A 26,011-nucleotide genomic window follows, 5' to 3' on the forward strand; every position below is an offset into this window, starting at 1 on the left:
ACGGTCCGGGCGGGCCTAGCCTCGCGGGCATGTCGCCCGATCCTGCGCCCACGCCCGCCCTCGCGCGGCGCGACGTCCTCCGCCTCGGTGCCGGTGCTGCCGCCACCCTCGTCGCTGCCGGCACGCTCGGCGCCGGGCAGGCGCTGGCGGCGCCCTCCGTGCTGACGACGCCGACCGGTCCGATCCTCAAGCCGCTCCCGCCGGAGTGGTTCGTCACGTACGGGACGAACGCCGAGATGCGGTGGGACGCGGTCGACCCTCGCCAGTACCTCACGTCTGCCGAGCGGTTGTTCGTGCGCAACCACACGCGGACGCCCACGATCGACGCGTCGTCGTACGCGCTGCGCATCCATGGCGACGGGCTGGCCGACCCTCGTTCGCCGGAGCGCGCTCACGTCCTGTCCTACCGCGACCTGCTGCGCCTTCCCTCTCGCACGGTGACGAGCCTGCTCGAGTGCACGGGCAACGGGCGCAGCTTCTTCGCCAGCCAGCAGGGCACCCCTGCGAGCGGGACGGCATGGGGGCTCGGAGCCGTCGGCACGGTGCGGTGGACGGGCGTCCCGCTCGGCACCGTGCTGAGGGCCCTCGGGGTGCGCCGCGACGCGGTGGACGTCCAGGCCTCGGGGCTGGACGACCCGTTCGTGAGCGGGGGAGTCGACTACGGCCGCGTCCGTCGGCCCTTCCCGGTGGCGAAGGCGCTCGACGACGCCCTGCTGGTCTACGCGATGAACGGCCGTCCGCTGCTGCCCGACCACGGCTTCCCCGTAAGGCTGCTGCTGCCCGGCTGGGTCGGGATCGCCAACATCAAGTGGCTCGGCGAGCTGGAGGTGTCGCGTGCGTCGCTGACGTCGCCCTGGAACACCAAGTGGTACCGGATGACCGGAGGCGCCTACCCGAGCGACGCGCCGCCGCTGACGGTGATGCCGGTGAAGTCGGCCTTCGAGCTCGCCCGCGACGCGGTGCTGCCCGCCGGTCGCCGTACGGTCCTGACCGGGCGCGCCTGGTCGGGCGCGGGCCGCGTCACGCGTGTCGAGGTCAGCACCGACGGCGGAGCGTCGTGGGGCGACGCGCGGCTGACGCGCCGCGGGCACGGCGGCGGCTGGGCCCAGTGGGCGTACCCGTGGCGGCCGCGCACCACCGGCTCGCACGTGCTCCTCGCCCGCGCCACCGACAGCACCGGACAGACGCAGCCCGACACCGTGCCCTTCAACGACAACGGCTACCTGTTCTGGGCGGTCGTCCGGCACCCCGTCTCGGTGGCGTGACGCCGCGGCGTCCGCGTCCTGGGCGCGAGGAGTCCTGTCGGCGACGGTCAGTACGATCGAGGACGTGACCACGCTCGAGCTCCTCCCCGCCGTCGACATCATCGAAGGACAGGCCGTCCAGCTCGTCCAGGGGGTGGCCGGCTCCGAGAAGACCTTCGGTGACCCCCTCGCCGCAGCACGGCGCTGGCAGGACGGCGGCTCGCAGTGGCTGCATCTCGTCGACCTTGACGCCGCCTTCGGACGCGGCTCCAACGCCGAGCTGCTCGCCGAGATCGTCGCCTCCGTCGACATGGCGGTCGAGATGTCTGGTGGCATCCGCGACGACGCCTCGCTCGAGCGCGCGATGGCGACGGGCTGCCGGCGCGTCAACATCGGCACCGCCGCCCTCGAGGACCCTGACTGGTGCGCGAAGGCGATCGCCACGTACGGGGACCGGGTGGCCGTCGGCCTCGACGTCCGCGGCCGTACGCTCGCCGCGCGCGGGTGGACCCGCGAGGGTGGCGACCTGTACGAGGTGCTGGCCCGGCTCGACGCCGAGGGCTGCGCCCGCTACGTCGTCACCGACGTCAACAAGGACGGGATGCTCCAGGGCCCCAACCTCCAGCTCCTGCGCGACGTCTGCGCCGCGACCGACCGTCCTGTGGTCGCCTCCGGCGGCGTGACCACGCTCGACGACCTGCGCGCGATCGCAGGGCTCGTGGACGAGGGGGTGGAGGGCGCGATCATCGGCACGGCGCTCTACGCCGGCAACTTCACGCTCCCCGACGCCCTCGCGGCAGTCGCCCAGATCGGCGAGCGCACCGAGGGCTCGGCCTCGTGAGCCTGGCCGTCCGCGTCATCCCGTGCCTGGACGTCGACGCCGGTCGCGTCGTGAAGGGCGTCAACTTCGTCGACCTCCGTGATGCCGGGGACCCGGTGGAGATGGCCCGCGTCTACGACGTCGAGGGTGCCGACGAACTGACCTTCCTCGACATCACCGCCTCCTCCGACGCGCGCGCGACGACGTTCGAGGTCGTGTCGGAGACGGCCGAGCAGGTGTTCATCCCGCTCACGGTCGGAGGCGGCGTGCGGTCCGTCGACGACGTCGACCGTCTGCTGCGCGCCGGCGCCGACAAGGTCGGCGTCAACACCGCCGCGCTCCAGCGTCCCGAGCTGATCGCCGAGATCGCGCAGCGGTTCGGCAACCAGGTCCTCGTCCTGAGCGTCGATGCGCGGCGCGCCGCCGACCAGCCGTCCGGCTTCGAGGTGACGACCCACGGAGGGCGGACCTCGGCCGGTCGCGACGCGATCGCGTGGGTGCGCACCGCCACCGAGCTCGGCATCGGGGAGGTCCTGCTCAACTCGATGGACGCCGACGGCACACGTGACGGGTTCGACCTCGAGATGATCCGTGCGGCCCGCGCCGTCACGCACGTGCCGCTGATCGCCAGCGGTGGAGCAGGCACGCCCGCCCACTTCTGCGAGGCCGTCGACGCCGGTGCCGACGCACTGCTCGCGGCCAGCGTCTTCCACTTCGGTGTCCTCACGATCGGTCAGGTCAAGGACGCACTCCGCGCCGCCGGGCACGTCGTACGGTGACCTCGCGCCGCTCGACGTCCACTCTCTCCGGCGTACGCCCGGCCCGCAGCGTGACCCGCCGCGGGTTCGGTGTGGTCGCCAAGGGTGTCGCCGAGGAGAAGCGGCGCTTCACCCTCGCCGTCGTCGGGTCGCTCGTCTACGGTGCGATGACCGTCGCCGACGCGTGGGTGCTGGGCTGGGCAACGGACCACGTCATCACGCCGTCGTTCCGCGACGGCGAGATCGTGACCGGGGCGGCGGTGGCCGCGTCGCTGCTCTTCCTCTCGGTCGCGCTGCTGCGCGCCTGGGGTGTGATCATGCGCCGGCTGATCGGCGGCATCGTCTACTACCGGCTGATGGCGTCGTACCGACGCCGAGTCACCCGGCGCTACCTCGCCCTCCCGATGTCCTGGCACTCCCGGCACCCCACCGGTCAGCTGCTCTCCAACGCCAACGCCGACGTCGAGGCCACCTGGGCGGTGATGATGCCGCTGCCGATGGCCGTCGGCGTCATCGCGATGCTCGTGACCGCCGTCATCGCGATGCTCACGGCCGACGTCGTGCTCACGCTCGTCGGCCTGGTGGTCTTCCCCCTGCTCTTCGCGATCAACGTGGGCTACCAGCGGCTGCTCTCGCCGCGCGTCACCCGCGCCCAGGAGCTGCGCGGCCACGTGAGCGCGGTCGCGCACGAGTCGTTCGACGGCGCGCTCGTGGTCAAGACCCTGGGCCGCGAGACCGAGGAGACGGCGCGCTTCGCCGCGTCCGCCGAGGAGCTGCGCGACGCGAACGTCGCGGCTGGCCGGATCCGGTCGGTGTTCGACCCGCTGATCGAGATGCTGCCCAACCTCGGCGTCCTCCTCGTGGTCGTCCTCGGGGTCGAGCGCGTGCTCGCCGGTGACATCGCCGCGGGCGCCGTCGTCCAGGTCGCCTACCTCTTCACGGTGGTCGGGTTCCCGGTGCGCGCGTTCGGCTGGGTGCTCGGCGAGCTGCCGCGGACCGTGGTCGGGTGGGAGCGGATCCAGGCCGTGCTGCGCGCGACCGGCGACATGCCGTACGGCGACGGGTCGCTGCCGGGTGACGGACCGCTGCGCGTCGAGGTCAAGGGCGTCACGTACGGGTACGACGCGCGGCGCCCCGTCCTGGACTCCCTCGACCTCACGCTGGATCCGGGCACCGTGACGGCGGTCGTCGGCCTCACGGGCTCGGGCAAGAGCACCCTCGCGTCGCTCCTCGACCGGCTCGTCGATCCCGACGACGGGCGGATCCTGCTCGACGGGGCCGACATCGCTTCGCTGTCGCACGACGCGCTCGCCGAGGCGGTCGCGCTCGTCCCGCAGCACACCTTCATTTTCGACGACACCGTCCGGGACAACATCACGCTCGGTGCCGACGTGGACGACGACCGCGTGCGCGAGGTGCTCGCGCTGACGCAGGCCGCCGAGTTCGTCGACGCGCTGCCCGACGGCCTCGACACGCGGCTGGGGGAGCGGGGCACGACGCTGTCGGGCGGGCAGAGGCAGCGCCTGGCGCTCGCCCGGGCGCTGGTCCGTGACCCGCGCCTGCTCATCCTCGACGACGCGACGAGTGCTCTCGACCCCGACGTCGAGCAGCGGATCCTGTCGGCGCTGGCACGCTCGACCGCCTCCGGCAGCGGGCCGACGGTCTTCGTCGTCGCCTACCGCAAGGCCACCATCGCGCTCGCCGACGAGGTCTTGTTCCTCCGCGACGGCCGCGTGGTCGACCGTGGCACGCACGCAGAGCTGGTCGCGCGCTCGCCCGAGTACGCCGACATCGTCCAGGCCTACGACACCACCCGGGAGGCCTCGTGAGCACGCAGACGAGTCCCGTGGGCAGTGCCGTAGGTGGCCCGGACGCGCCGCGCGTCCGCGGCTTCGGGGTCGTCCGCCGCGGCTTCGCCCTCACGCCCTCGCTCGCCCAGGGCCTGCCGTTCACCCTCCTGCTCGCGGCGCTGAGCACGGTCGGAGGTGCGGTCGTCCCCGTCGTCGTGCAGGTCGCGATCGACCGCGGCCTCGGTGCCGAGGGCGGCCCCGACGAAGGCGTCGTCCTGCGGTGGAGCGCGGTGGCCGCCGGCATCGTCGTCCTGACCGCGCTGTGCGCCTGGGCGATGAAGGTCCGCCTCTTCGTCGCCAGCGAGCGCGGGCTCACCGACCTGCGGGTGAAGGCCTTCCGGCACGTCCACGACCTCTCCGTGCTCACCCAGGACCGCGAGCGGCGCGGTGCGCTCGTGTCGCGGGTGACCTCCGACATCGACCAGGTCTCGCTCTTCCTTCAGTTCAACGGGATCATGATCGTCACCAGCCTCGGTCAGGTGGCCGTCGCGACCGTGATCATGGCGTTCTACAGCTGGCAGCTGACGCTCGTGGTGTGGGCGTGCTTCGTCCCGCTCGTCGTCACGCTCGTGGCGCTGCAGGGCCGCATGGCACGTGCGTACGACCATGCGCGAGCGACCGTCGGCACGATGCTGGCGGTGATCGCCGAGCCCGTCGTCGGCGCGTCGGTGGTCCGCTCGTACGCGGTGGAGCGCCGGACGCAGCGCCGGATCGACGAGGCGATCGGCGTCAACCTCCGGGCCAACATCCGCGCCCAGCGTCTGGTGGCGGGCACGTTCGCCTCGGCTGGTGTCGCGGGTGGTCTCGCCAACGCGGCCGTCGTGGTCGTTGGAGTGATGCTCGGCGTTGCCGGAGACCTCACGCTGGGCGGCGTCATCGCCTTCGCGTTCCTGGTGTCGCTGTTCATCGGACCGGTCCAGACGGCGACCCAGGTCATCACCGAGGCCCAGAACGCGATCTCCTCGTGGCGGCGGGTGATCGAGATCCTCGACACCCCTGCCGACGTTCGTGACCCCGGCGAGCACGTCATGCTCCCTCCGGGGGCGCTGGAGGTCGGGTTCGACCACGTCCGCTTCGCCTACCCCGGCGGGCCGGACGTGCTCCACGACGTCGACGTCACCATCCCGGCGCGCCAGCGGGTAGCGGTGGTGGGGGAGACCGGCTCGGGCAAGAGCACCTTCGCGAAGCTCCTGACCCGACTCTCCGACCCGACGGCCGGCACCGTGACGCTTGACGGTGTCGACCTGCGGACGATCGGGTTCGCCACGTTGCGCTCGCGCGTCGTCATGGTGCCGCAGGAGGGCTTCCTGTTCGACGCGACGCTGGCCGAGAACCTGCGCTACGGCGACCTCGACGCCACCCCGGAGCGGATGCGCGAGGCGTTCGCCGACCTGGGGATCGACGACTGGTTCGCGTCGCTGCCCGACGGCCTCGAGACGCAGGTCGGGCAGCGCGGCGAGTCGCTGTCCGCGGGGGAGCGCCAGCTCGTCGCCCTCGTCCGCGCGTACCTGGCCGACCCCGACCTCCTCGTGCTCGACGAGGCGACCAGCGCCGTCGATCCCCAGACCGAGATGCGCGCGTCGCGTGCGCTGGAGCGGCTGCTCGCCGGGCGTACCTCGGTCGTCGTCGCGCACCGTCTCTCCACGGCCGAGGCTGCCGACCGCGTCCTCGTCTTCGACGCGGGCGTCCTGGTCGAGGACGGGCCGCACGAGGCCCTCGTGGCTCAGGGCGGGGCGTACGCCCGTCTGCACGCCTCCTGGGTGGCACAGGCCCACCTCGGTATCGATGCCGCACCGTCGGGCGAGGGCATCGACGACGCTCAGGCTGGACCTGCCTGGGACAATGGGCTCCGTGACTGACTCCGCTCGCCTCGACCCCGCGATCGCCGCCCGGCTCAAGCTCGACGCCGACGGCCTCGTGCCCGCCGTCGTCCAGGAGGCCGACACCCATGCGGTGCTCATGGTCGGCTGGATGGACGACGAGGCGCTGCGCCGCACCCTGACCACCGGCCGCTCGACCTTCTGGAGCCGCAGCCGGCAGGAGTACTGGGTCAAGGGGGCGACCTCCGGCAACGTCCAGCACGTCCGCGAGGTCCGCCTCGACTGCGACGGCGACACCCTGCTGGTGAAGGTCTCCCAGACGGGGCCGGCCTGCCACACCGGCGCCACGACCTGCTTCGACGACGACGTGCTCCTGGAGGAGCAGGCGTGAGCGCGCGCGGGTACGGTCCCACCGTCCTGCTCGGTGTCGTCGGCGGGGCCGCGGCGTTCTTCTCCGCCTCGCAGCCTTGGTCGCGCGTCACGGTCGAGACCGAGGGGTTGGCGCGCGACGTGGTGAGCGTCACCGGCAACGAGGCGCTGCCGGTCGTGGGCGGTCTCGCGCTGGTGGCCCTCGCAGGCACCGTCGCCGTCCTGGCGTCCGCGGGCCGGGTGCGCACGGCCGTCGGCCTGGTCGTCACGCTCGCCTCCCTGGCCGGGGCGGTGGCCGTGACGCTCGGCGGGGACGCCGTCCACGACGCCCTCGTCACCTCGCTCGCCGAGTCTCCCGCGATGGCGGGAGACGCCGCGCTGCAGAGCCGCCTCGCCGACGACGCGGCGACGACTGCCTGGCGGTGGGCGAGCCTGGCGTCCCTGCTCATGAGCGCGGTCGCTGGTGCCGCCGTGGTCCGTTGGGGTCGCGCGTGGCCGTCGATGGGGCGCCGCTACGAGTCGGTCGCGCAGCAGCGTACGGAGAGCGCCGACGACGACCCGTGGAAGGCACTCGACCGCGGCGAGGACCCGACCGTCTAGGCTTGGGGCAGCTTCCGAGCACCAGTTCCGTAGAGAGGTATTGAGAACGATGCATGGTTCTTCCCCCGCAGCCTGGACCGCGGTCGTCATCTGTCTGATCGGCTTCACGATCGGCGGCGTGGCGCTGCTCATGGGGCCGAACTGGGTGCTCTTCTGGATCGGCGTCGGCCTCACGCTGGGCTCGGCCGTCGTCGCCAAGATCATGTCCGCGGCGGGTCTGGGCGCCAAGGCGCACTGATCTACGGGAGACTGCTCCCCGACGGCGTCTGAGCGACGCCGGCGACTCCGTCGACGAAGGGAGAGCGCTCGTGTCCTCCGACCAGCCCCCGTACCCCCCGCAGCAACCGCCCTCGGGTCCGTACGGGCCGCCGCAGGGCACGCCTCCCGGGTACGGCCAGCAGGGTCCGCCCCCGCCGCCGTACGGCCAGCCGCCTCAGTACGGCCCGTATGGGGGTGGCGGCGGGTACGCCCCGGTCCCGCAGTACGTGCCGCCGGCGCCGTACGCCAGCTGGTGGTCACGGGTCGGCGCTCTGCTCATCGACAGCCTCCTCGCGACGCTGCTGACGATCGTCCCGGTCGTCGTGGGCGCGATCGTGCTCGCCGGCGCGACGGAGACGACGACCAACTCGTTCGACGAGACGACGAGCGAGGTCGTGAACGGCGGCCAGTTCGCCCTCGGTATCGGGCTGCTCCTGCTCGGCTGGCTGGTCGGTCTGGTGTTCCAGATCTGGAACCAGGGCATCCGCCAGGGGCAGCGCGGTCAGAGCCTCGGCAAGCAGCTGCTCGGGATCAAGGTGATCGAGATGAGCACGGGCCAGTCGCAGGGCGCGGGCAAGGGTGTGCTCCGCTTCCTGCTGTACGCCGTCCTCTCCGGTGCGTGCTTCCTCGACGTACTGTGGCCGTTGTGGGACGCGAAGAAGCAGACCTGGCACGACATGATCGTCTCGTCGGTCGTCGTGAAGGCGTGAGCGCGGCCGCCGCGCCCGACGCGACGCCTCGCTCGGTGTCGAGCTGGCGGGCGTTGCGGGCTCCGCTGGCCGTGGGCGCCGGCGGTCTCGCGGCTGCTGCGCTGCTGCACTTCCGCGACCCCCACGTGTCGGGGAGCTACGGCTACTGCCCCTTCGCTCTCCTCACCGGTCTGGACTGTCCCGGCTGCGGCGGGCTGCGGGCGGCGCACGCCCTCACCGACCTGGATCTCCCGGCGGCGGCGTCGAGCAACCTGCTGGCCGTGGTGCTGGCCGGCGTGCTCCTGGTCGCGTGGGTGGCGTGGATCCCGCGTCGGCTGCGCAACCCCGAGGCGCGGATGATCGTCCTCACCTCACGCGTGGGGGTCGTCGTGCTGGGCGTCGCGCTCGTCTTCACCGTCGCGCGCAACACACCGTGGGGCGCATGGTTCGGCTCGTGACGCCGGTCTCGCATACGACGAGGGCCGCCCCGGATCCAGGATCCGGGGCGGCCCTCGGTGTCAGTGGCTCACGACGAGCCGCTCACGCCTGAACGTCGATCGACCCCGTCGCGAAGAGGATGCCGTAGACGACGACGCCGAGCACGGTCAGGGCGACCGAGACGATGCCGAGGATGAAACCGGCCTTGGCCATCCCGGCGCCGGTGAGGCGCCCCTGCGACGCCTCGATCTCGGCCTGCGCCTGCTTGCCGAGGATGATGCCGGCGATGCCGATCACGCCGCAGCACAGCAGGCCGAGGAGGCCGGTGACAAGCGCCCAGACCGCCTTGTTGGAGTTCTGCGGCGGCATGCCGTACGGGTCACCCCCGGGCGGGGGGTTGTAGCCGGGAGGCGGCGAGCCGTACCCGCCGGGAGGGGGGTTGTAGCTCGGCGGCTCGTTTCCCGGGGGCGTCTGACCGCCGGAAGGGGGATAGCTCATCGTGCTCCTTCGTCATGGGCTGGGTGGCGCAATTCTGCCGTAGCGGTCGGCGCGGGACGAAAGGCCCCGCCGCTGCGGCCGGGACGGCCTGTGCGAGCATCGGGCGAACGTGCTACCAGGGCCCGGTGATCCTCCGCACACCCGCCTGGCTACTCTGGGACGGACAGGCTGCGGCGCGGAGGCGAGACGCGACGCAGTGTCCACGGGTGGGAAGGCAGGTCGGCGATGTCCGTACTCGACGACATCCTCGAAGGAGTGCTCGAGGACCTCGAGGACCGCATGGCCGCGGTCCCGCTCGACGACCTCAAAGAACGCGCGAAGCGTCAGGACGTCGCGCTCGACCCGATGCCGGCGTTCCGTGCCGACGGCGTCTCGGTCATCGCAGAGGTCAAACGGGCGAGCCCCTCGAAGGGTTCCCTGGCCGACATCAAGGATCCCGCCGCGCTGGCGGTCGACTACGCGGAGGGCGGCGCCGCGGCGATCTCGGTGCTCACCGAGCGTCGGCGCTTCTCCGGCAGCCTCGACGACCTGAAGGCCGTCCGTGCCCGCGTCGACTGCCCGGTGCTGCGCAAGGACTTCATCACGACCTCCTACCAGCTGTGGGAGGCCCGCGCGGCCGGCGCCGACATGGCGCTGCTGATCGTCGCGGCGCTCGACCAGCCCGCGTTGGAGTCGCTGATCGAGCGTGCGCGCTCGATCGGCCTGACGCCGCTGGTGGAGGTGCACGACGAGGAGGAGGTCGAGCGGGCGGTCGCCGCCGGCGCCGACCTCGTGGGCGTCAACGCCCGCAACCTCAAGACGCTCGAGGTGGACCGCTCCACGTTCGCGCGGCTCTCTCCGCGGATCCCCGACTCGGTCGTCAAGGTGGCCGAGTCCGGCGTCCGTGACACCAAGGACGTCATCGAGTACGCCCGCGCGGGCGCGCAGGTCGTCCTGGTGGGAGAGACGCTGGTGACGGGTGGCAACCCGCGCTCGACCGTCGCCGACCTGGTGGCCGCCGGATCGCACCCGGCGCTCCAGCACCGATGGTGACGGCGGTCGCACCCCGCCGTCCGCACCATCCTCGTCGACAAGCCTGTTGACGCGACCTGCAAGGATCGACGCATGACCAGCACCTCGGCCTCGGCCGACCCGCGTCCCTCGAGCCTCCCCGACGAGCACGGCCACTTCGGCCGGTTCGGCGGTCGCTTCATGCCCGAGGCGCTCATCGCGCCTCTCGACGAGCTCGAGCGCGCCTGGCGGGAGGCGGTCGTCGACCCGACGTTCACCGCCGAGCTCGACCGGATGCTCCGCGAGTACGCGAACGTCCCGAGCCCGCTGTACGAGGCCACGCGGCTGTCCGAGCGTGCCGGTGCCCGGTTCCTCCTCAAGCGTGAGGACCTCAACCACACCGGTGCCCACAAGGTCCGCAACGTCCTCGGTCAGGCCCTGCTCACCAAGCGCATGGGCAAGCACCGGGTGATCGCCGAGACGGGCGCGGGCCAGCACGGCGTCGCGACCGCGACCGCCTGCGCGTACCTCGACCTCGAGTGCGTCGTCTACATGGGCGAGGTCGACACGCAGCGTCAGGCCCTCAACGTGGCGCGGATGCAGATGCTCGGGGCGACCGTGATCCCGGTGACGACGGGGAGCCGCACGCTCAAGGACGCCATCAACGAGGCGCTCCGCGACTGGGTGAGCACCGTCGACGACACCCACTACCTGCTCGGGACCGCCGCGGGTGCCCACCCGTTCCCCGAGATCGTGCGCGACCTCACGCGTGGCATCGGTGACGAGGCCCGGGCGCAGTCGCTGGAGCTGACCGGTGCGCTCCCCGACGCGGCCGCGGCCTGCGTGGGCGGCGGCTCGAACGCGATCGGCCTGTTCGCCGGTTTCCTGCACGACGACGCGGTGCGGCTGTACGGATTCGAGGCCGGTGGCGACGGCTTCGAGACCGGACGCCACGCGGCCACGATCACCGCCGGAGACGTGGGCGTCCTGCACGGCACCCGCTCGTACCTGCTGCAGGACGAGGACGGCCAGACGATCGAGTCGCACTCCATCTCTGCCGGCCTCGACTACCCAGGGGTAGGGCCGGAGCACGCCTATCTCGCCGAGACCGGGCGTGCCTCGTACGAGCCGGTCACCGACGACGAGGCGATGGCGGCCTTCGACCTGCTCTGCAAGACCGAGGGCATCATCCCGGCGATCGAGTCGGCGCACGCCCTCGCGGGCGCCCTTCGTCTCGCGCCGCGACTGGCCGAGGAGCTCGGCCGCCCGGCGACGATCCTGGTCAACCTCTCCGGGCGCGGCGACAAGGACGTACACACCGCCGCCGAGTACTTCGGCCTTCTCGACAAGGACGACGCATGAGCGCGCTCGCTGACCTGCTGGCGCGTACACGTGCCGAGAACCGGCCCGCGCTGGTCGGCTACCTCCCCGCGGGGTTCCCCGACAAGCAGACCGCCATCGACGCGATGGTCGCGATGGTCGAAGGCGGTGTCGACATCGTCGAGGTCGGCCTGCCGTACTCCGACCCGGTCATGGACGGGCTGACCATCCAGCGGGCCGCCGACGCGGCGCTCGCCGGCGGCACGAAGGTCGCCGACGTCCTGGACACGGTCGAGGCGGTCGCCGCGACCGGGGCGCCGACGCTGATCATGACCTACTGGAACCCCGTCGAGCGGGTCGGTGTCGAGGACTTCGCGTCGCGTCTCGCGGCGGCCGGGGGAGCGGGCCTGATCACCCCTGACCTGATCCCCGACGAGGCGGAGGAGTGGGTGTCGGCCTCCGACGCGCACGGGCTCGACCGCGTCTTCCTCGTGGCGCCTTCGTCGACCGACGAGCGCCTCGCCATGACCGCGCAGGCCTCCAGCGGCTTCCTCTACGCCACGTCGGTGATGGGCGTCACGGGCACGCGCTCGGCGACCAGCAACGCCGCTCCGACCCTGGTCTCGCGCGTTCGGGCCGTCTCGGACATCCCGGTGGGGGTCGGCCTCGGAGTCAGCAACGGCGACCAGGCGGCGGAGGTCGGCGAGTTCGCCGACCTCGTTATCGTCGGCTCCGCCCTGGTGGCACGCCTTCTGGGGGCCGGCTCTGACACGGCCAAGGGCGTCGCCGACGTACGCCGCCTGGCGGAGGACCTGCGCGCAGGCGTCGAGCGTGCGCGTACGGCCGACCGACCCCTCGACAAGGGAGCCCTCGCGTGAACCTCGCCTCGATCCCGAGTCCGTCGCAGTCGGTGTGGGAGCTCGGACCGTTCCCCGTCCGTGCGTACGCGCTGTGCATCATCCTCGGTGTCGTCGCCGCCATCTGGGTCGGTGACAAGCGGTTCCAGGCCCGTGGCGGCAAGCCCGGTGCCGTCGCGGACGTCGCGGTGTGGGCGATCCCGTTCGGGCTCGTGGGCGCCCGCCTGTACCACGTCGTGACGAACCCCGAGCTCTACTTCGCCGAGGGGCGCGAGCCGATCAAGGCCCTCTACATCTGGGAGGGCGGCCTGGGGATCTGGGGAGCGATCGGGCTCGGTGCGCTCGGCGCGTACATCGGGTGCCGGCGTCAGGGCATCAAGTTCGCCCCGTTCGCCGACGCCCTCGCGCCGGGCATCCTCCTGGGTCAGGCGATCGGCCGGTGGGGCAACTGGTTCAACCAGGAGCTCTTCGGCGGCCCGACGGACCTGCCCTGGGGCCTGGAGATCGATCCTGCCCGGCGGCCGCAGGGTTACGAGCAGTTCGAGACGTTCCACCCGACGTTCCTGTACGAGTCGCTGTGGAGCCTGGCCGGGTTCTTCGTGCTCATCTGGGCCGACCGGCGCTTCAAGCTCGGCGGCGGCCGAGTCGTGGCGCTGTATGTCGCGGTGTACACCGCGGGCCGGTTCTGGATCGAGGGCATGCGCATCGACACCGCCCACGAGTTCCTCGGACTGCGGCTCAACCAGTGGACGTCGCTGGTGCTCTTCGCCCTCGCCGTCGCGGCGTTGGTCTGGCTCACCAAGACCGGCCGCGGTGCGCGGGAGACGGTCGTCCAGGTCGGGGCGGACGATGACGCCGACACGTCTGCGGCCGAGGACACCCTCACCGAGGATGCGGCGGCAGAGGACGACGGCGAGGACGATGCGACCGCTGAGGCAAGCCGATCCTCGGATGACGCAGACGGCTCCCGGTCGTAGATTCGAGACATGACCGAGGCACAGGTGCCCCAGGAGTCGCCGGGCGAGCCCCATCCGCTGCCCGATCCGGAGACCATCGGCCAGGAGCATCCTGACGTCACCGGCGGGTGGTTGCGACCGTCCGTCTTCGGTGCCTCCGACGGCCTCGTCTCAAACTTCGCGCTCATCATGGGCATGGCGGGCGGTACGGACGACCCCAAGCCGGTGATCATCGCCGGGGTCGCGGGCCTGGCTGCCGGCGCCTTCTCGATGGCGGTGGGCGAGTACACGTCCGTCGCCAGCCAGACGGAGTTCGCGCGTGCCGAGGTCACGCGGGAGCGACGCGAGATCCTGCGCCACGACGCCCAGGAGCAGGCGGAGCTCGCGTCGATGTTCGTCGCCAAGGGGGTCGACGAGGAGGTCGCCCGCGAGGTCGCCCAGCAGATCCACAGCGATCCCGACAACGCCGTCCGCGTCCATGCGCGGGAGGAGTTCGGCGTCGACACCGAGGACCTGCCGTCGGCGATGCTCGCCGCCGTCTCGTCCTTCCTGTCGTTCGCGGTCGGCGCCTTCATCCCGCTGGTCCCGCTGATCTTCGGCGTGACGTCGATGATCCCGACGGTCGCCGTCTCGCTCCTGGCCCTGTTCGGTACGGGTGCGCTCGTCACGATGCTCACCGACCGCCCGTGGTGGTTCGGCGGTCTCCGCCAGCTGGTCCTCGGCAGCGCCGCGGCAGGCCTGACGTTCCTCGTGGGCTCGCTGGTCGGCGGCGTCGCGGTCTGACGCCCTCGTCCCGGCGTCGCCGCCGGAATGTACCGGGGAGTCGTGGCCCGCAACAATCGTGTAACCTAGCCAGACCATGTGAGGGCCAAGGTCGTCCCTTCGGTGTGGTTGTTCCCCGCTGACGGACCCGGCACCTCTCGTGATTCCCCCGTGAGGCCCCCGTCCGCAGCGCCATAGCGATGACGACGGGAGACGAACGGCATGCGCGGGATTCCCCCAGCACAGGGCCTGTACTCCGGCGAGGACGAGCACGACGCCTGCGGCGTCGCGTTCGTCGCGACCCTGACGGGCCAGGCCACCCACGAGATCGTCGCGCAGGGCCTGACCGCCCTGCGCAACCTCGACCACCGCGGCGCCGTCGGCGCCGAGGTGGACTCCGGCGACGGCGCCGGCATCCTCATCCAGGTTCCCGACGCCTTCTTGCGCGAGGTCGTCGACTTCACGCTCCCCGACCCGGGGGCGTACGCGGTCGGCATCGGGTTCCTGCCGGTGGAGCCGGAGGCTGCGGCGCAGGCGCGCCGCGCGGTCGAGGACCTCGCGGCCGAGGAGGGACTCCGCGTCCTCGGGTGGCGGGACGTGCCGGTCGAGCCGGCGATCCTGGGTGCCACGGCTCGCGGCGCGATGCCGTCGTTCGCGCAGCTCTTCGTCGCCGACGCCGCTGGTGAGCGTACGGGGATCGCGCTCGACCGGGTCACGTTCGCCCTGCGCAAGCGGGCGGAGCACGAGCTCGACGTGTACTTCCCGTCGCTGTCGGCCCGCACCCTCACGTACAAGGGGATGCTGACGACCGACCAGCTCGACAACTTCTTCGCTGACCTCACCGACCCGCGCATCGCCTCGGCGCTCGCGGTGGTGCACAGCCGGTTCTCGACGAACACCTTCCCGAGCTGGCCGCTGGCGCACCCGTTCCGCTTCATCGCGCACAACGGTGAGATCAACACGGCCCGCGGCAACCGCAACTGGATGCGTGCACGGGAGGCGCTCCTGGAGTCCGACCTCATCCCGGGCGACCTGACCCGCCTGTTCCCGATCGTCGATCCGGAGGACTCCGACTCGGCGTCCTTCGACGAGGCGCTCGAGCTGCTGCACCTCGGCGGCCGCAGCCTTCCCCACGCCATGATGATGATGATCCCGGAGGCGTGGGAGAACAACCCGGTGATGGACCCGAAGGTGCGGGCCTTCTACGAGTTCCACTCGACGATGATGGAGCCCTGGGACGGCCCGGCCTGCGTCGTCTTCACCGACGGCACCCAGATCGGGGCGGTCCTGGACCGCAACGGGCTGCGTCCGGGCCGCTTCTGGCAGACCGAGGACGGGCTGGTCGTCCTCGCGTCGGAGGCCGGCGTCCTCGACCTGGATCCCGCGACGATCGTGCGCAAGGGTCGCCTCGAGCCGGGACAGATGTTCCTGCTCGACCTCGACGAGCACCGCATCGTCCCCAACGACGAGATCAAGAGCACGCTCGCGAACGAGCACCCGTACGAGGAGTGGCTCTACTCCGGCCTCGTCCGCTTCTCCGACCTGCCCGACATCGAGCACGTCGTCCACACGCACGCGTCGGTGACCCGACGCCAGCAGGTCTTCGGCTACACCGAGGAGGACCTGCGCATCCTCCTCGCGCCGATGGCCCGTACGGGTGCGGAGCCGATCGGCTCCATGGGCACCGACACCCCGATCGCGGTGCTCTCGAACCGCTCCCGGCTGCTGTTCGACTACTTCAACCAGCTGTTCGCGCAGGTCACGAACCCGCCGCTCGACGCGATCCGTGAGGAGCTCGTCACGTCGCTGCTGAGCACCGTCGGTGCGGAGGGCAACCTGCTCGAGGCCACGCCGGCCTCGTGCCGTCAGCTGCAGATGTCCTTCCCCGTCATCACCAACGACGAGCTGGCCAAGATCCGCCACGTCAACCGGCACGGCAACATGCCGGGGCTGTCGACGTACGTGGTCCGGGGCCTGTACGAGGTCGCCGGGGGAGCGGAGGCGCTGCGCAAGCGGCTCGACGACCTCTGCACCGAGGTCTCGGCCGCGATCGCGGACGGGGCGCGCATCATCGTGCTCTCGGACCGGCACTCCAACCACGAGCTCGCGCCGATCCCGTCGCTGCTGATGACCGGCGCGCTGCACCACCACCTCGTCCGCGAGAAGACCCGCACCCGAGTGGGGCTGCTCGTCGAGGCCGGTGACGTCCGCGAGGTGCACCACGTCGCGCTGCTGCTCGGCTACGGAGCCTCGGCAGTCAACCCGTACCTCGCGCTCGAGACGGCCGAGGACCTGGTGCGCAGCGGCGTCTACGTCGAAGGCGTCACGCCGCAGAAGGCGGTCACGAACCTGCGGTACGCGCTCGGCAAGGGTGTCCTCAAGGTGATGTCCAAGATGGGCGTCTCGACCGTCGCCTCGTACACGGGTGCGCAGATCTTCGAGGCCGTCGGGCTGTCCGGCGAGCTCGTCGACCGCTACTTCACCGGGACCACGTCGCGGCTTGGCGGCGTCGACCTCGACGTCATCGCCGAGGAGGTGCGGATGCGCCACGCGAAGGCGTACCCGACTTCCGGGATCTCCGCCTCCCGCCGTCAGCTCGACGTCGGCGGCGAGTACCAGTGGCGTCGCGACGGGGCCGAGCACCTCTTCGACCCCGAGACAGTCTTCCGGCTCCAGCACTCGACGCGCGCCGGCCGCTACGACGTGTTCAAGCAGTACACGCAGCGTGTCGACGACCAGTCGGAGCGGCTGATGACGCTGCGCGGGCTCCTCAAGCTCCGCGAGGGCGTGCGTCCTCCGGTGCCGCTCGACGAGGTCGAGCCGGTCTCCGAGATCGTCAAGCGCTTCTCCACCGGCGCGATGTCGTACGGGTCCATCAGCCAGGAGGCGCACGAGACGCTCGCCGTCGCGATGAACCGTCTCGGCGCCAAGTCCAACACCGGAGAGGGCGGCGAGGACCCGGAGCGCCTGTACGACCCCGAGCGGCGCAGCGCGATCAAGCAGGTCGCGTCCGGACGCTTCGGCGTCACGTCGGAGTACCTCACGAACTCCGACGACATCCAGATCAAGATGGCGCAGGGCGCCAAGCCGGGCGAGGGCGGCCAACTGCCCGGTCCGAAGGTCTACCCGTGGGTCGCCAGGACGCGGCACTCCACGCCGGGCGTCGGCCTCATCTCGCCACCGCCGCACCACGACATCTACTCGATCGAGGACCTCAAGCAGCTCATCCACGACCTGAAGAACGCGAACCCGTCCGCGCGGGTCCACGTCAAGCTGGTCGCGGAGGTCGGGGTCGGTACGGTCGCGGCCGGCGTCTCGAAGGCGCACGCGGACGTCGTCCTCATCTCCGGCAACGACGGGGGGACCGGGGCGTCGCCGCTGACGTCGCTCAAGCACGCCGGTGGTCCCTGGGAGCTCGGCTTGGCCGAGACGCAGCAGACCCTGCTGCTCAACGGCCTGCGCGACCGCATCGTCGTCCAGGCCGACGGCCAGCTCAAGACCGGTCGCGACGTCATCGTGGCGGCGCTGCTCGGCGCCGAGGAGTTCGGCTTCGCGACCGCGCCGCTGGTGGTGTCCGGCTGCATCATGATGCGCGTCTGCCACCTCGACACCTGTCCCGTGGGAGTGGCCACGCAGAACCGGGAGCTGCGCAAGAAGTTCTCGGGCAAGCCGGAGTTCGTCGTGAACTTCTTCGAGTACATCGCCGAGGAGGTCCGCGAGTACCTCGCGGCGCTCGGGTTCCGCTCGATCGACGAGGCCGTGGGCCACGCCGAGATGCTCGACAGCCGCGAGGCGGTCGCGCACTGGAAGGCCAGCGGGCTCGACCTGACGCCGATCCTGCACGTGCCCGAGCTTCCGGAAGGCACCTCGCTCCGCAACACCCGGGGGCAGGAGCACGGTCTGGAGCGTGCGCTCGACAACGAGCTGATCGCGTTGTCGGCCGACGCGCTCGAACGCGGCGAGCCGGTGCGCGCGCAGCTGGAGATCCGCAACGTCAACCGCACGGTCGGCACGATGCTCGGCCACGAGGTGACCAAGCGCTACCGCGGCGCCGGGTTGCCCGACGACACGATCGACATCACGTTCACGGGCTCGGCAGGACAGTCGTTCGGTGCCTTCGTGCCGCGCGGCATCACCCTGCGTCTTGAGGGCGACGCCAACGACTACGTCGGCAAGGGCCTGTCGGGCGGACGGCTCGTGATCCGGCCGGCGCGCGATGCACGCTTCGTGGCCGAGGACCAGATCATCGCCGGGAACGTCATCGCGTACGGCGCGACCAGCGGCGAGATCTTCGTCCGCGGGCGGGCCGGCGAGCGCTTCTGCGTCCGCAACTCCGGCGCGACCGCGGTCGTCGAGGGAGTCGGCGACCACGCGCTCGAGTACATGACCGGGGGACGCGTCGTGATCCTCGGCGCCACCGGCCGCAACGTCGCGGCCGGGATGAGCGGGGGCGTCGCGTACGTGCTCGACCTTGACCACGACCTCGTCAACCGCGAGATGGTCGAGGTCCACGAGGTCGGCGACGCCGACGAGCTCAAGGCGCTTGTCACCCGGCATGCCGAGGAGACCGGCTCGGAGGTCGCGCAGAAGCTCCTGGCCGACTGGCCGGCCGCGCTCTCCCGGTTCACCGAGGTCATGCCGGTCGACTACCGCAGGGTGCTGCAGGCGCGTGCCGCAGCCCAGGAGGCCGGTCTCGGCGAGGACGAGACCACCGCAGCGATGATGGAGGCAGCGATCCGTGGCTGATCCGAAGGGTTTCATGAAGACACCGCGCCAGGTTGCGCAGCGGCGGCCGGTCGAGGAGCGGATCCACGACTGGAACGAGGTGTATCCGGGCACGCCGGGGCGCGCGCTGCTGCCGATCATCACCGAGCAGGCCGGTCGGTGCATGGACTGCGGCATCCCGTTCTGTCACAACGGGTGCCCGCTCGGCAACCTCATCCCGGAGTGGAACGAGCTGGTCTGGCGTGACGACTGGGAGGCGGCGCTTTCCCGTCTGCACGCGACCAACAACTTCCCCGAGTTCACCGGTCGCCTCTGCCCGGCGCCGTGCGAGACGGCGTGCGTCGTCGGGATCAACCGCGAAGCGGTGACGATCAAGAACGTCGAGGTGTCGATCATCGACCGCGCCTGGGACGACGGCCGGGTCGCGCCCGAGCCGCCCGAGTGGCTGACCGGCAAGACCGTGGCCGTCGTCGGCTCGGGGCCGGCCGGTCTCGCCGTCGCGCAGCAGCTCACGCGTGCGGGGCACACCGTCGCCGTCTACGAGCGCGACGACGCGCCCGGGGGACTGCTCCGTTACGGCATCCCTGAGTTCAAGATGGAGAAGTCGGTCCTCGACCGCCGGATCGAGCAGATGGAGGCGGAGGGCACGATCTTCCGCACCGGTGTCGCCGTCGGCGTCGACCTGACCGGCGAGGAGCTGCGTAGCCGCTACGACGCGGTGGTCCTCGCGACCGGCGCGACCGTACGCCGCGACCTGCCGACGACCGGCCGCGACCTCGGCGGCATCCACCAGGCGATGGAGTACCTCCCTCAGGCCAACCGCGTCGCGCGAGGCGAGACGGTCGACGACCAGATCACCGCGGAGGGCAAGGACGTCGTCATCATCGGCGGCGGGGACACCGGCGCCGACTGCCTCGGTACGGCGATCCGCCAGCAGGCCCGTTCGATCACGCAGCTGGAGATCATGCCGCGTCCGAGCGAGGAGCGTCCAGATCACCAGCCGTGGCCGACGTACCCGATGATCTACCGCGTCGCCTCGGCCCACGAGGAGGGCGGCGAGCGGGTGTACGCGGTCTCGACGCAGGAGTTCCTCGGCGACGACGACGGCAACGTCCGTGCGCTGCGCGTGGTCGAGGTCGAGATGGTCGACGGCCGCTTCCAGGAGGTCGAGGGGAGCGCCCGCGAGATCCCGGCGCAGCTCGTGCTCCTGGCCATGGGCTTCACGGGTCCGGAGACCGACGGAGTCGTCGCGCAGCTGGGCGCGGGGCTCGACGACCGGGGCAACGTCGCCCGCGACTCCTCGTACATGACCGACGTCGACGGCGTCTTCGTGGCCGGTGACGCCGGCCGTGGGCAGTCGCTGATCGTCTGGGCGATCGCGGAGGGACGTGCGTGCGCCGCGGGCGTCGACGCGTACCTCAACGGCTCGACCAACCTCCCTGCACCGATCCCGCCGACCGCACGCCCGCTGGTGGTCTAACACCTCCACCCCGCCCGCGGGGTGAAAGCAAGGTGCCCCTTTCCGCCCCGGAAAGGGGCACATTGCTGTTCACCACGCGGACGCGGGGCGGGGAGCGTCCCACCGTTCGAGAAATTCTGCTTACGAAACAACAAACTTCGCGGGTCGGGTCGCGCCCGGCAGGCGGGGCGCTCTAGGGTTGACGAGTGCGTAGAGCAAAGATCGTCTGCACCATCGGTCCTGCCGTCTGGTCTGAGGACAAGATCCTCGAGCTGGCCCGTGCCGGCATGAACGTCGCCCGCCTCAACCTCAGTCACGGCGACCACGCCACCCACGACCGCTCGTTCGAGTGGACCCGCCACGCGGCGAAGCTCCTCGACGAGCCCATCGCGGTGCTGGCCGACCTCCAGGGCCCCAAGATCCGTCTCGGCCGCTTCGCGTCGGGGCCTGTGTCGCTCGCCGTCGGGGACACCTTCACGATCACGACGGACGACGTACCCGGTGACGGCGAGCGCTGCTCGACGACGTACGAAGGACTCGCCGGCGACGTCAACGTCGGCGACACCCTCCTCATCGACGACGGGAAGGTCCGGCTTCGTGCGACCGACGTCACCGACACCGACGTCGTCACGGTGTGCGAGGTCCCAGGCGTCCTGAGCAACAACAAGGGGATCAACCTCCCCGGCGTCAGCGTCAGCGTGCCCGCGCTGTCGGAGAAGGACCGCGACGACCTGCGGTGGGCCCTGCGCACCGGCGTCGACTTCATCGCCCTGTCTTTCGTGCGGCGCGGTGCGGACGTCGAGGACGTGCACGCGATCATGGACGAGGAGGGCGTGCGGCGGCCGGTGATCGCGAAGATCGAGAAGCCCCAGGCTGTCGAGAACCTCGACGACATCATGAATGCCTTCGACGGCGTGATGGTGGCGCGCGGTGACCTCGGCGTCGAGCTGCCGCTCGAGGACGTGCCGATCGTCCAGAAGCTGATCGTCGAGAAGGCCCGGCGCAACGCGAAGCCCGTGATCGTCGCGACGCAGATGCTCGAGTCGATGATCTCGGCGCCGCGGCCCACCCGCGCCGAAGCCTCCGACGTCGCCAACGCCGTCCTCGACGGCGCGGACGCGGTCATGCTCTCCGGCGAGACGAGCGTGGGGGAGTTCCCGATGGAGGCCGTCTCCACCATGGCCCGCATCGTCGAGAGCACCGAGGAGCACGGGCTGCCGCGGATGGCGGCCTACCACTGGGACCCGAAGACACGCAGTGGCGTCATCGGTCGCGCCGCCTCGCAGATCGCCCAGAGCGTGGGGGCGAAGTACCTCTGCGCGTTCACCACGTCGGGGGACAGCGCGCGCCGGATGACGCGCTACCGCTCGACCGTTCCCGTGCTGGCCTTCACACCGGACCCGATCGTGCGCAACCAGCTGGCGCTGTCGTGGGGAGTCCAGTCCTTCCTCGTCCCCGAGGTCGAGCACACGGACATGATGGTGCTCCAGGTCGACCGCGCGCTGCTCGAGATCGGGCAGTGCTCCGAGGGCGACGAGGTGGTGATCGTCGCCGGCAGCCCGCCAGGGATCCCCGGCTCCACCAACGCGTTGCGCGTCCACCGCATGGGCGACGCGATCAAGGGCATCTCTCCCGCGTACACGCGGCCCCTCGTCCGCGACTGACGCCACCTCCGCTGCCGCGCCGCGTGGAGTTTGCCACGCTGGCGTGGCAAACCGCGGTTGGCGGGGCAAGCATGCCGCGCCAACCGGGCTTTCCCGCGTTGGCGTGGCAAACCGTGGGGGAAGGGCGGCCTCCTGTATGGACGAGAGCCGGGCCCCCCCCCCGGGGGGGGGGGGGCGGCGCGCCTCGGTCGACCGGGGCGGAGGCGTAGCCCGGGGAGGCCTCCGTGACCGCGGGATCGGCCAGCAGCTCGGCCCCGGTCCCGGAGCGCGTGATGCGTCCGGTCTCGAGGACGTACGCCCGGTCGGCGCGGCTGAGCGCCTGGTTGGCGTTCTGCTCGACGAGCAGGACGGTGATGCCCTGATCGTTCACCTGCGAGATGATCGAGAAGATCTGGCGGATGAACTGCGGTGCCAGCCCCATCGACGGCTCGTCGAGCAGGAGCACCTTCGGCTCGCCCATCAGCGCGCGTCCGATGGCCAGCATCTGCTGCTCACCGCCCGACAGCGTGCCGCCCGCCTGCGACTCGCGCTCCTTGAGGCGAGGGAACAGGTCGAACACCCGGTCGAAGCTCTCGTCGACCGAGCCGCGGCTCTTGAGCGCGTACGTCCCCATCTCGAGGTTCTCGCGGACGGTCATGGCGGGGAAGATGCCCCGGCCCTCCGGTGTCAGCGAGATGCCGCGGACGACGCGCTTGTGCCCGGCGAGCTTGGAGATGTCCTCGCCCTCGAACTTCACGCTGCCCGACGACAGGTTGAGCAGGCCCGCCAGCGCGCGCATCGTCGTGGTCTTGCCGGCGCCGTTGGCCCCGATGAGGGTGACGATCTCGCCCTCGTCGACGGTCAACGAGATGCCGTGCAGGGCCTGGATGCGGCCGTAGTGGACAGAGACGTCGTTGATCTCGAGCAACGCCACGTCAGTCTTCCTCTCCGAGGTAGGCGGCGATGACCGTGGGGTCGTTGCGGATGTCCTTGGGGAGCCCGTCGGCGATCTTCTTGCCGAACTCCAGGACGACGATCCGGTCGGTCACGCCCATCACGAGCCGCATGTCGTGCTCGATGAGCAGGACCGTGTAGCCGTCCGCGCGGATGGTCCGGATGAGCTGCATGAGCTCTTCCTTCTCCGCGGGGTTGAAGCCGGCGGCGGGCTCGTCGAGGCACAGCAGCTTGGGGTCGGTCGCGAGGGCACGGGCGATCTCGAGACGGCGCTGGTAGCCGTACGGGAGCGCGCTGGCCTGGACCGCCGCCTTGTCGGCGATCCCGACGAACTCCAGCAGCGCCATACCACGGTCGATCGCGCTCTTCTCCTCGCGGTAGAGCCGCGGGGTACGGAAGAGCGACCCCCACACGCCGACCTTGTGGCGGGCGTCGAGGCCGACGACGACGTTCTCCAGCGCGGTCATCTCGCCGAAGAGCCGGACGTTCTGGAACGTACGGGCGATGCCGCGGCGGGTGATCTTGTGCTGCTTGCTGCGGCCGATCGGCTCTCCCTCGAGGAGGACCTGGCCCGAGCTCGGACGGTAGACGCCCGTCATCGCGTTGAAGCAGGTCGTCTTGCCTGCACCGTTCGGGCCGATGAGCCCGAGGATCTCGCCGCGCTTGATGTCGAACGTGACGCTGTCGAGCGCCGTGAGGCCGCCGAAGCGGACCGTGAGGTCCTGGATCTCGACGAGCTTGTCACCGACGTCGACGGCGATCTCGCGCTCCGCGGCGGCGAGCTGCGCCACCTCGGAGTCGAGCGGCGGCGGCGCGTCCGGCTTGGGCGTCGACGGGGAACTGGCCTGGTCGGTCACTGGCCGGCCTCCTTCGCAGCGGGGGCGGACGTCGGCGCGTCGGCGAGGTTGGCGATCCGTTTGTGCGCACGTCGTTCGAACGTGAGCAGGTGCGGTCGCTTGCCGAAGAGCCCTTGCGGCCGGAAGATCATCAGGACCACGAGCACGGCACCGAAGATGAGGTACTTGTACTCGGCGATCGCGGTGAACCGCAGCGGGATGTACGCGACGAGCGCGCCGCCGATGATCGCACCGAACTTGTTGCCCTGACCGCCGAGGACGACAGCCACGAGGAACATGATCGACATCTGCACGTCGAACCGTTGGTTGTTGACGAATCCGATCTGACCCGCCGCGATCGCACCAGCACCCCCGCCGAGCGCGGCACCGATGCCGAACGCCCACAGCTTGTAGCGGAACGTCGGGACGCCCATGATCTCTGCGGCGTCCTCGTCCTCGCGCAGGGCGATCCAGTTGCGGCCGACCCGGCTGCGCTCGAGGTTCCCCAGAGCGATCATCACGACGATGATCACGGTGAGCGTCAGCCAGTACCACGGGGCGCCCTCGCTGTTGGCGAAGACCGGGTTGCCGTCTGCGTTCTCGCCCGGCGGCCGGCCGACCTGCTGGAAGCCGACCTGACCCTTCAGCGCGGGGATGATCGTCGCCAGGAGGCGGATGATCTCGCCGAAGCCGAGCGTCACGATCGCGAGGTAGTCCCCTCGTAGCCGCAGCGTCGGGATGCCGAGGAGCACGCCGAAGACCACCGTGACCATCGCCGCGAGCGGCAGCGTGAGCAGGTACGGGATGTGGACCATCGTCGAGTCCGGCGACGTCCACAGCGCGGCCACGTACGCGCCGACCGCGAAGAAGCCGACGTAGCCGAGGTCGAGCAGGCCGGCCTGTCCGACGACGACGTTGAGGCCGATCGCCACCAGGGCGTAGCGGGCCATCTCGGCGGTCGCCAGAGGCCAGTTGTTGCCGGGCTCGGTGGTGATCAGCGGGATGTTGACCAGCGGCAGCGCGAACGCGGCCGCGACGGCGATCAGCAGGAAGCCCCACTGAGCGACGCGGGGGAGGTGGTTCCACCATTCGGAGAGACCACGCAGCCGAGACGGCTTGGTGGTCTCGTCCACCAGCTCGTCGGCGCGGGCCTGGGACTCCGAGGCCCCACCCATCGGGGTTCCGGTGCTCATGCCCTCACCTTTCCGAGATTGCTGCCGAGGATGCCCTCCGGCCGGACCATCAAGACGATGATCAGGACGACGAAGCAGACGACGTCGGTCCACTGGGCGCTGCCGAGGAGGATCTGGCCGTAGTTGCCGATCAGACCGAGCAGCAGGCCGCCGAGCAGCGCTCCGCGGACGTTGCCGATGCCGCCGAGGACGGCCGCGGTGAATGCCTTGATGCCGAGGAGGAAGCCACCGAGGTAGAGCACGCCGGACGGCACCTTCATGACGTAGAAGAGCGCGGCGACACCGGCGAGAAGGCCACCGATGACGAAGGTGCTGATGATGATCCGCTCGCGGTTCACGCCCATGAGCGTGGCCGTGTCGGGGTCCTGGGCGACGGCGCGGATCCCGCGGCCGAGCTTGGTGCGGCGGATGAACTGGTCGACGACGATCATCATGAGGATCGCCGCGGTGACGATGAGGATCGAGTCGAAGTAGATGAGCGTCCCGCCGATGTCGAAGATCGCCTTGTTCTCGAACATGATCACCGAGGGCTCAGGGTTCGGCCCGCGCCAGACGAAGATCAGGTACTGGATGACGAACGACATACCGATGGCGGAGATCAGGAAGACCAGCCGCGGCGCGCCCTTGGCGCGCAAGGGTTTGTAGGCCACGCGTTCGACGATGAAGGCCGTCACGGCTGAGGCGAGCATGCCGAAGATGACCGCGAGCAACAGGTTCGCTGCGATCGCGTACCACTCGAGGTTGGGGACTGAGGGCCCGAAGCCGAGCGACGTCAGGGTGAAGACGATCGCGTACGCACCGACGATGAAGACCTCGGAGTGAGCGAAGTTGATGAGGTTGAGGACGCCGTACACGAGGGTGTAGCCGAGAGCGACGAGCGCGTAGATGCCGCCGAACGTGAGTCCGTCGACGGTCGCGCTCCAGAAGTTCGCCCCGAGGGCTTCCCAGTCGAAGGTGATCCACTGGTTCACG

General features: G+C 70.8%; 23 protein-coding genes. 18 read left to right on the forward strand and 5 right to left on the reverse strand.

Going from position 1 to position 26,011, the window contains the following annotated elements; translation table 11 throughout:
• Nucleotides 1-29 precede the first annotated feature (29 nt).
• The 10 genes from NYZ95_RS14035 (at nucleotide 30) to NYZ95_RS14080 (ending at nucleotide 8,866) form a co-directional block, all read left to right on the forward strand.
• Nucleotides 30-1,265, forward strand: coding sequence for a sulfite oxidase (locus NYZ95_RS14035; RefSeq protein ID WP_262851929.1), 1,236 nt, complete (start codon nucleotides 30-32; stop codon nucleotides 1,263-1,265).
• Nucleotides 1,266-1,329: 64 nt separating this feature from the next.
• Nucleotides 1,330-2,085, forward strand: a complete 756-nt coding sequence (gene priA, locus NYZ95_RS14040) for a bifunctional 1-(5-phosphoribosyl)-5-((5-phosphoribosylamino)methylideneamino)imidazole-4-carboxamide isomerase/phosphoribosylanthranilate isomerase PriA (RefSeq protein WP_262851930.1) — start codon at nucleotides 1,330-1,332, stop codon at nucleotides 2,083-2,085.
• The gene (gene hisF / locus NYZ95_RS14045) at nucleotides 2,082-2,843 is read left to right on the forward strand and encodes an imidazole glycerol phosphate synthase subunit HisF (protein WP_262851931.1); all 762 of its coding nucleotides are present in this window, start codon (nucleotides 2,082-2,084) and stop codon (nucleotides 2,841-2,843) included. Before priA ends, hisF begins: the two co-directional genes overlap by 4 nt.
• The gene (locus NYZ95_RS20465; RefSeq protein ID WP_262851932.1) at nucleotides 2,840-4,651 is read left to right on the forward strand and encodes an ABC transporter ATP-binding protein; all 1,812 of its coding nucleotides are present in this window, start codon (nucleotides 2,840-2,842) and stop codon (nucleotides 4,649-4,651) included. Before hisF ends, NYZ95_RS20465 begins: the two co-directional genes overlap by 4 nt.
• On the forward strand, nucleotides 4,648-6,531 hold the full coding sequence (locus NYZ95_RS14055; protein WP_262851933.1) for an ABC transporter ATP-binding protein: 1,884 nt from the start codon (nucleotides 4,648-4,650) through the stop codon (nucleotides 6,529-6,531). Before NYZ95_RS20465 ends, NYZ95_RS14055 begins: the two co-directional genes overlap by 4 nt.
• Complete coding sequence (gene hisI, locus NYZ95_RS14060; RefSeq protein WP_262851934.1) at nucleotides 6,515-6,883, forward strand: phosphoribosyl-AMP cyclohydrolase; 369 nt, start codon at nucleotides 6,515-6,517, stop codon at nucleotides 6,881-6,883. The genes NYZ95_RS14055 and hisI overlap by 17 nt, the downstream gene beginning before the upstream one ends.
• Complete coding sequence (locus NYZ95_RS14065; RefSeq protein WP_262851935.1) at nucleotides 6,880-7,461, forward strand: Trp biosynthesis-associated membrane protein; 582 nt, start codon at nucleotides 6,880-6,882, stop codon at nucleotides 7,459-7,461. The genes hisI and NYZ95_RS14065 overlap by 4 nt, the downstream gene beginning before the upstream one ends.
• A gap of 49 nt (nucleotides 7,462-7,510) precedes the next feature.
• Nucleotides 7,511-7,699, forward strand: coding sequence for an HGxxPAAW family protein (locus NYZ95_RS14070; protein WP_262851936.1), 189 nt, complete (start codon nucleotides 7,511-7,513; stop codon nucleotides 7,697-7,699).
• 70 nt (nucleotides 7,700-7,769) lie between these two features.
• Nucleotides 7,770-8,429 (forward strand): RDD family protein, encoded by a 660-nt coding sequence (locus tag NYZ95_RS14075; protein WP_262851937.1) that lies wholly within the window; start codon nucleotides 7,770-7,772, stop codon nucleotides 8,427-8,429.
• The gene (locus NYZ95_RS14080; RefSeq protein WP_262851938.1) at nucleotides 8,426-8,866 is read left to right on the forward strand and encodes a DUF2752 domain-containing protein; all 441 of its coding nucleotides are present in this window, start codon (nucleotides 8,426-8,428) and stop codon (nucleotides 8,864-8,866) included. The genes NYZ95_RS14075 and NYZ95_RS14080 overlap by 4 nt, the downstream gene beginning before the upstream one ends.
• Nucleotides 8,867-8,948: 82 nt before the next feature.
• Here NYZ95_RS14080 and NYZ95_RS14085 read toward each other — a convergent pair whose 3' ends face one another.
• Nucleotides 8,949-9,344, reverse strand: coding sequence for a DUF4190 domain-containing protein (locus NYZ95_RS14085; RefSeq protein ID WP_262851939.1), 396 nt, complete (start codon nucleotides 9,342-9,344; stop codon nucleotides 8,949-8,951).
• A gap of 225 nt (nucleotides 9,345-9,569) precedes the next feature.
• Here NYZ95_RS14085 and trpC point away from each other — a divergent pair, with 225 nt between their 5' ends.
• From trpC to pyk, 8 genes are all read left to right on the forward strand, one after another.
• A complete protein-coding gene (trpC, locus tag NYZ95_RS14090) occupies nucleotides 9,570-10,376 on the forward strand; it encodes an indole-3-glycerol phosphate synthase TrpC (protein WP_262851940.1) in 807 nt (268 codons plus the stop codon).
• A gap of 72 nt (nucleotides 10,377-10,448) precedes the next feature.
• The gene (trpB, locus tag NYZ95_RS14095; protein WP_262851941.1) at nucleotides 10,449-11,696 is read left to right on the forward strand and encodes a tryptophan synthase subunit beta; all 1,248 of its coding nucleotides are present in this window, start codon (nucleotides 10,449-10,451) and stop codon (nucleotides 11,694-11,696) included.
• Nucleotides 11,693-12,532: a tryptophan synthase subunit alpha gene (gene trpA, locus NYZ95_RS14100; protein ID WP_262851942.1), complete on the forward strand. Its 840-nt coding sequence runs from the start codon at nucleotides 11,693-11,695 to the stop codon at nucleotides 12,530-12,532. The genes trpB and trpA overlap by 4 nt, the downstream gene beginning before the upstream one ends.
• Complete coding sequence (gene lgt / locus NYZ95_RS14105; protein WP_262851943.1) at nucleotides 12,529-13,488, forward strand: prolipoprotein diacylglyceryl transferase; 960 nt, start codon at nucleotides 12,529-12,531, stop codon at nucleotides 13,486-13,488. The genes trpA and lgt overlap by 4 nt, the downstream gene beginning before the upstream one ends.
• Before the next feature lie 9 nt (nucleotides 13,489-13,497).
• On the forward strand, nucleotides 13,498-14,250 hold the full coding sequence (locus NYZ95_RS14110; RefSeq protein ID WP_262851944.1) for a VIT1/CCC1 transporter family protein: 753 nt from the start codon (nucleotides 13,498-13,500) through the stop codon (nucleotides 14,248-14,250).
• A 201-nt stretch (nucleotides 14,251-14,451) separates the two neighbouring features.
• Entirely contained in the window at nucleotides 14,452-18,975 is a 4,524-nt protein-coding gene (gltB, locus tag NYZ95_RS14115; RefSeq protein ID WP_262851945.1) for a glutamate synthase large subunit, read from the forward strand.
• Nucleotides 18,968-20,434, forward strand: coding sequence for a glutamate synthase subunit beta (locus tag NYZ95_RS14120; protein WP_262851946.1), 1,467 nt, complete (start codon nucleotides 18,968-18,970; stop codon nucleotides 20,432-20,434). The genes gltB and NYZ95_RS14120 overlap by 8 nt, the downstream gene beginning before the upstream one ends.
• A 185-nt stretch (nucleotides 20,435-20,619) precedes the next feature.
• Entirely contained in the window at nucleotides 20,620-22,077 is a 1,458-nt protein-coding gene (gene pyk, locus NYZ95_RS14125; protein ID WP_262851947.1) for a pyruvate kinase, read from the forward strand.
• Here pyk and NYZ95_RS14130 read toward each other — a convergent pair.
• Genes NYZ95_RS14130 through NYZ95_RS14145 form a run of 4 tightly spaced genes read right to left on the reverse strand, consistent with a single transcriptional unit; the run spans nucleotide 22,031 to nucleotide 26,010 of the window.
• On the reverse strand, nucleotides 22,031-22,990 hold the full coding sequence (locus tag NYZ95_RS14130) for an ABC transporter ATP-binding protein (RefSeq protein WP_262851948.1): 960 nt from the start codon (nucleotides 22,988-22,990) through the stop codon (nucleotides 22,031-22,033). The genes pyk and NYZ95_RS14130 overlap by 47 nt on opposite strands.
• Nucleotide 22,991: 1 nt before the next feature.
• Nucleotides 22,992-23,867: an ABC transporter ATP-binding protein gene (locus NYZ95_RS14135; RefSeq protein WP_262851949.1), complete on the reverse strand. Its 876-nt coding sequence runs from the start codon at nucleotides 23,865-23,867 to the stop codon at nucleotides 22,992-22,994.
• Nucleotides 23,864-25,039, reverse strand: coding sequence for a branched-chain amino acid ABC transporter permease (locus NYZ95_RS14140; protein ID WP_262851950.1), 1,176 nt, complete (start codon nucleotides 25,037-25,039; stop codon nucleotides 23,864-23,866). Before NYZ95_RS14140 ends, NYZ95_RS14135 begins: the two co-directional genes overlap by 4 nt.
• On the reverse strand, nucleotides 25,036-26,010 hold the full coding sequence (locus NYZ95_RS14145; protein ID WP_262851951.1) for a branched-chain amino acid ABC transporter permease: 975 nt from the start codon (nucleotides 26,008-26,010) through the stop codon (nucleotides 25,036-25,038). Before NYZ95_RS14145 ends, NYZ95_RS14140 begins: the two co-directional genes overlap by 4 nt.
• Nucleotide 26,011 lies beyond the last annotated feature (1 nt).

Origin of the sequence: Mumia quercus, assembly GCF_025506335.1 — a bacterium.
Taxonomy (GTDB): Bacteria; Actinomycetota; Actinomycetes; order Propionibacteriales; family Nocardioidaceae; genus Mumia; species Mumia quercus.

Coding starts and splice junctions, on each gene's coding strand:
- NYZ95_RS14035 (WP_262851929.1), top strand. CDS start 30: ATGTCGCCCGATCCTGCGCCCACGCCCGCCCTCGCGCGGCGCGACGTC.
- trpA (WP_262851942.1), top strand. CDS start 11,693: ATGAGCGCGCTCGCTGACCTGCTGGCGCGTACACGTGCCGAGAACCGG.
- NYZ95_RS14140 (WP_262851950.1), bottom strand. CDS start 25,039: ATGAGCACCGGAACCCCGATGGGTGGGGCCTCGGAGTCCCAGGCCCGC.
- hisI (WP_262851934.1), top strand. CDS start 6,515: ATGGGCTCCGTGACTGACTCCGCTCGCCTCGACCCCGCGATCGCCGCC.
- NYZ95_RS14110 (WP_262851944.1), top strand. CDS start 13,498: ATGACCGAGGCACAGGTGCCCCAGGAGTCGCCGGGCGAGCCCCATCCG.
- gltB (WP_262851945.1), top strand. CDS start 14,452: ATGCGCGGGATTCCCCCAGCACAGGGCCTGTACTCCGGCGAGGACGAG.
- trpB (WP_262851941.1), top strand. CDS start 10,449: ATGACCAGCACCTCGGCCTCGGCCGACCCGCGTCCCTCGAGCCTCCCC.
- NYZ95_RS14085 (WP_262851939.1), bottom strand. CDS start 9,344: ATGAGCTATCCCCCTTCCGGCGGTCAGACGCCCCCGGGAAACGAGCCG.
- trpC (WP_262851940.1), top strand. CDS start 9,570: ATGTCCGTACTCGACGACATCCTCGAAGGAGTGCTCGAGGACCTCGAG.
- NYZ95_RS14070 (WP_262851936.1), top strand. CDS start 7,511: ATGCATGGTTCTTCCCCCGCAGCCTGGACCGCGGTCGTCATCTGTCTG.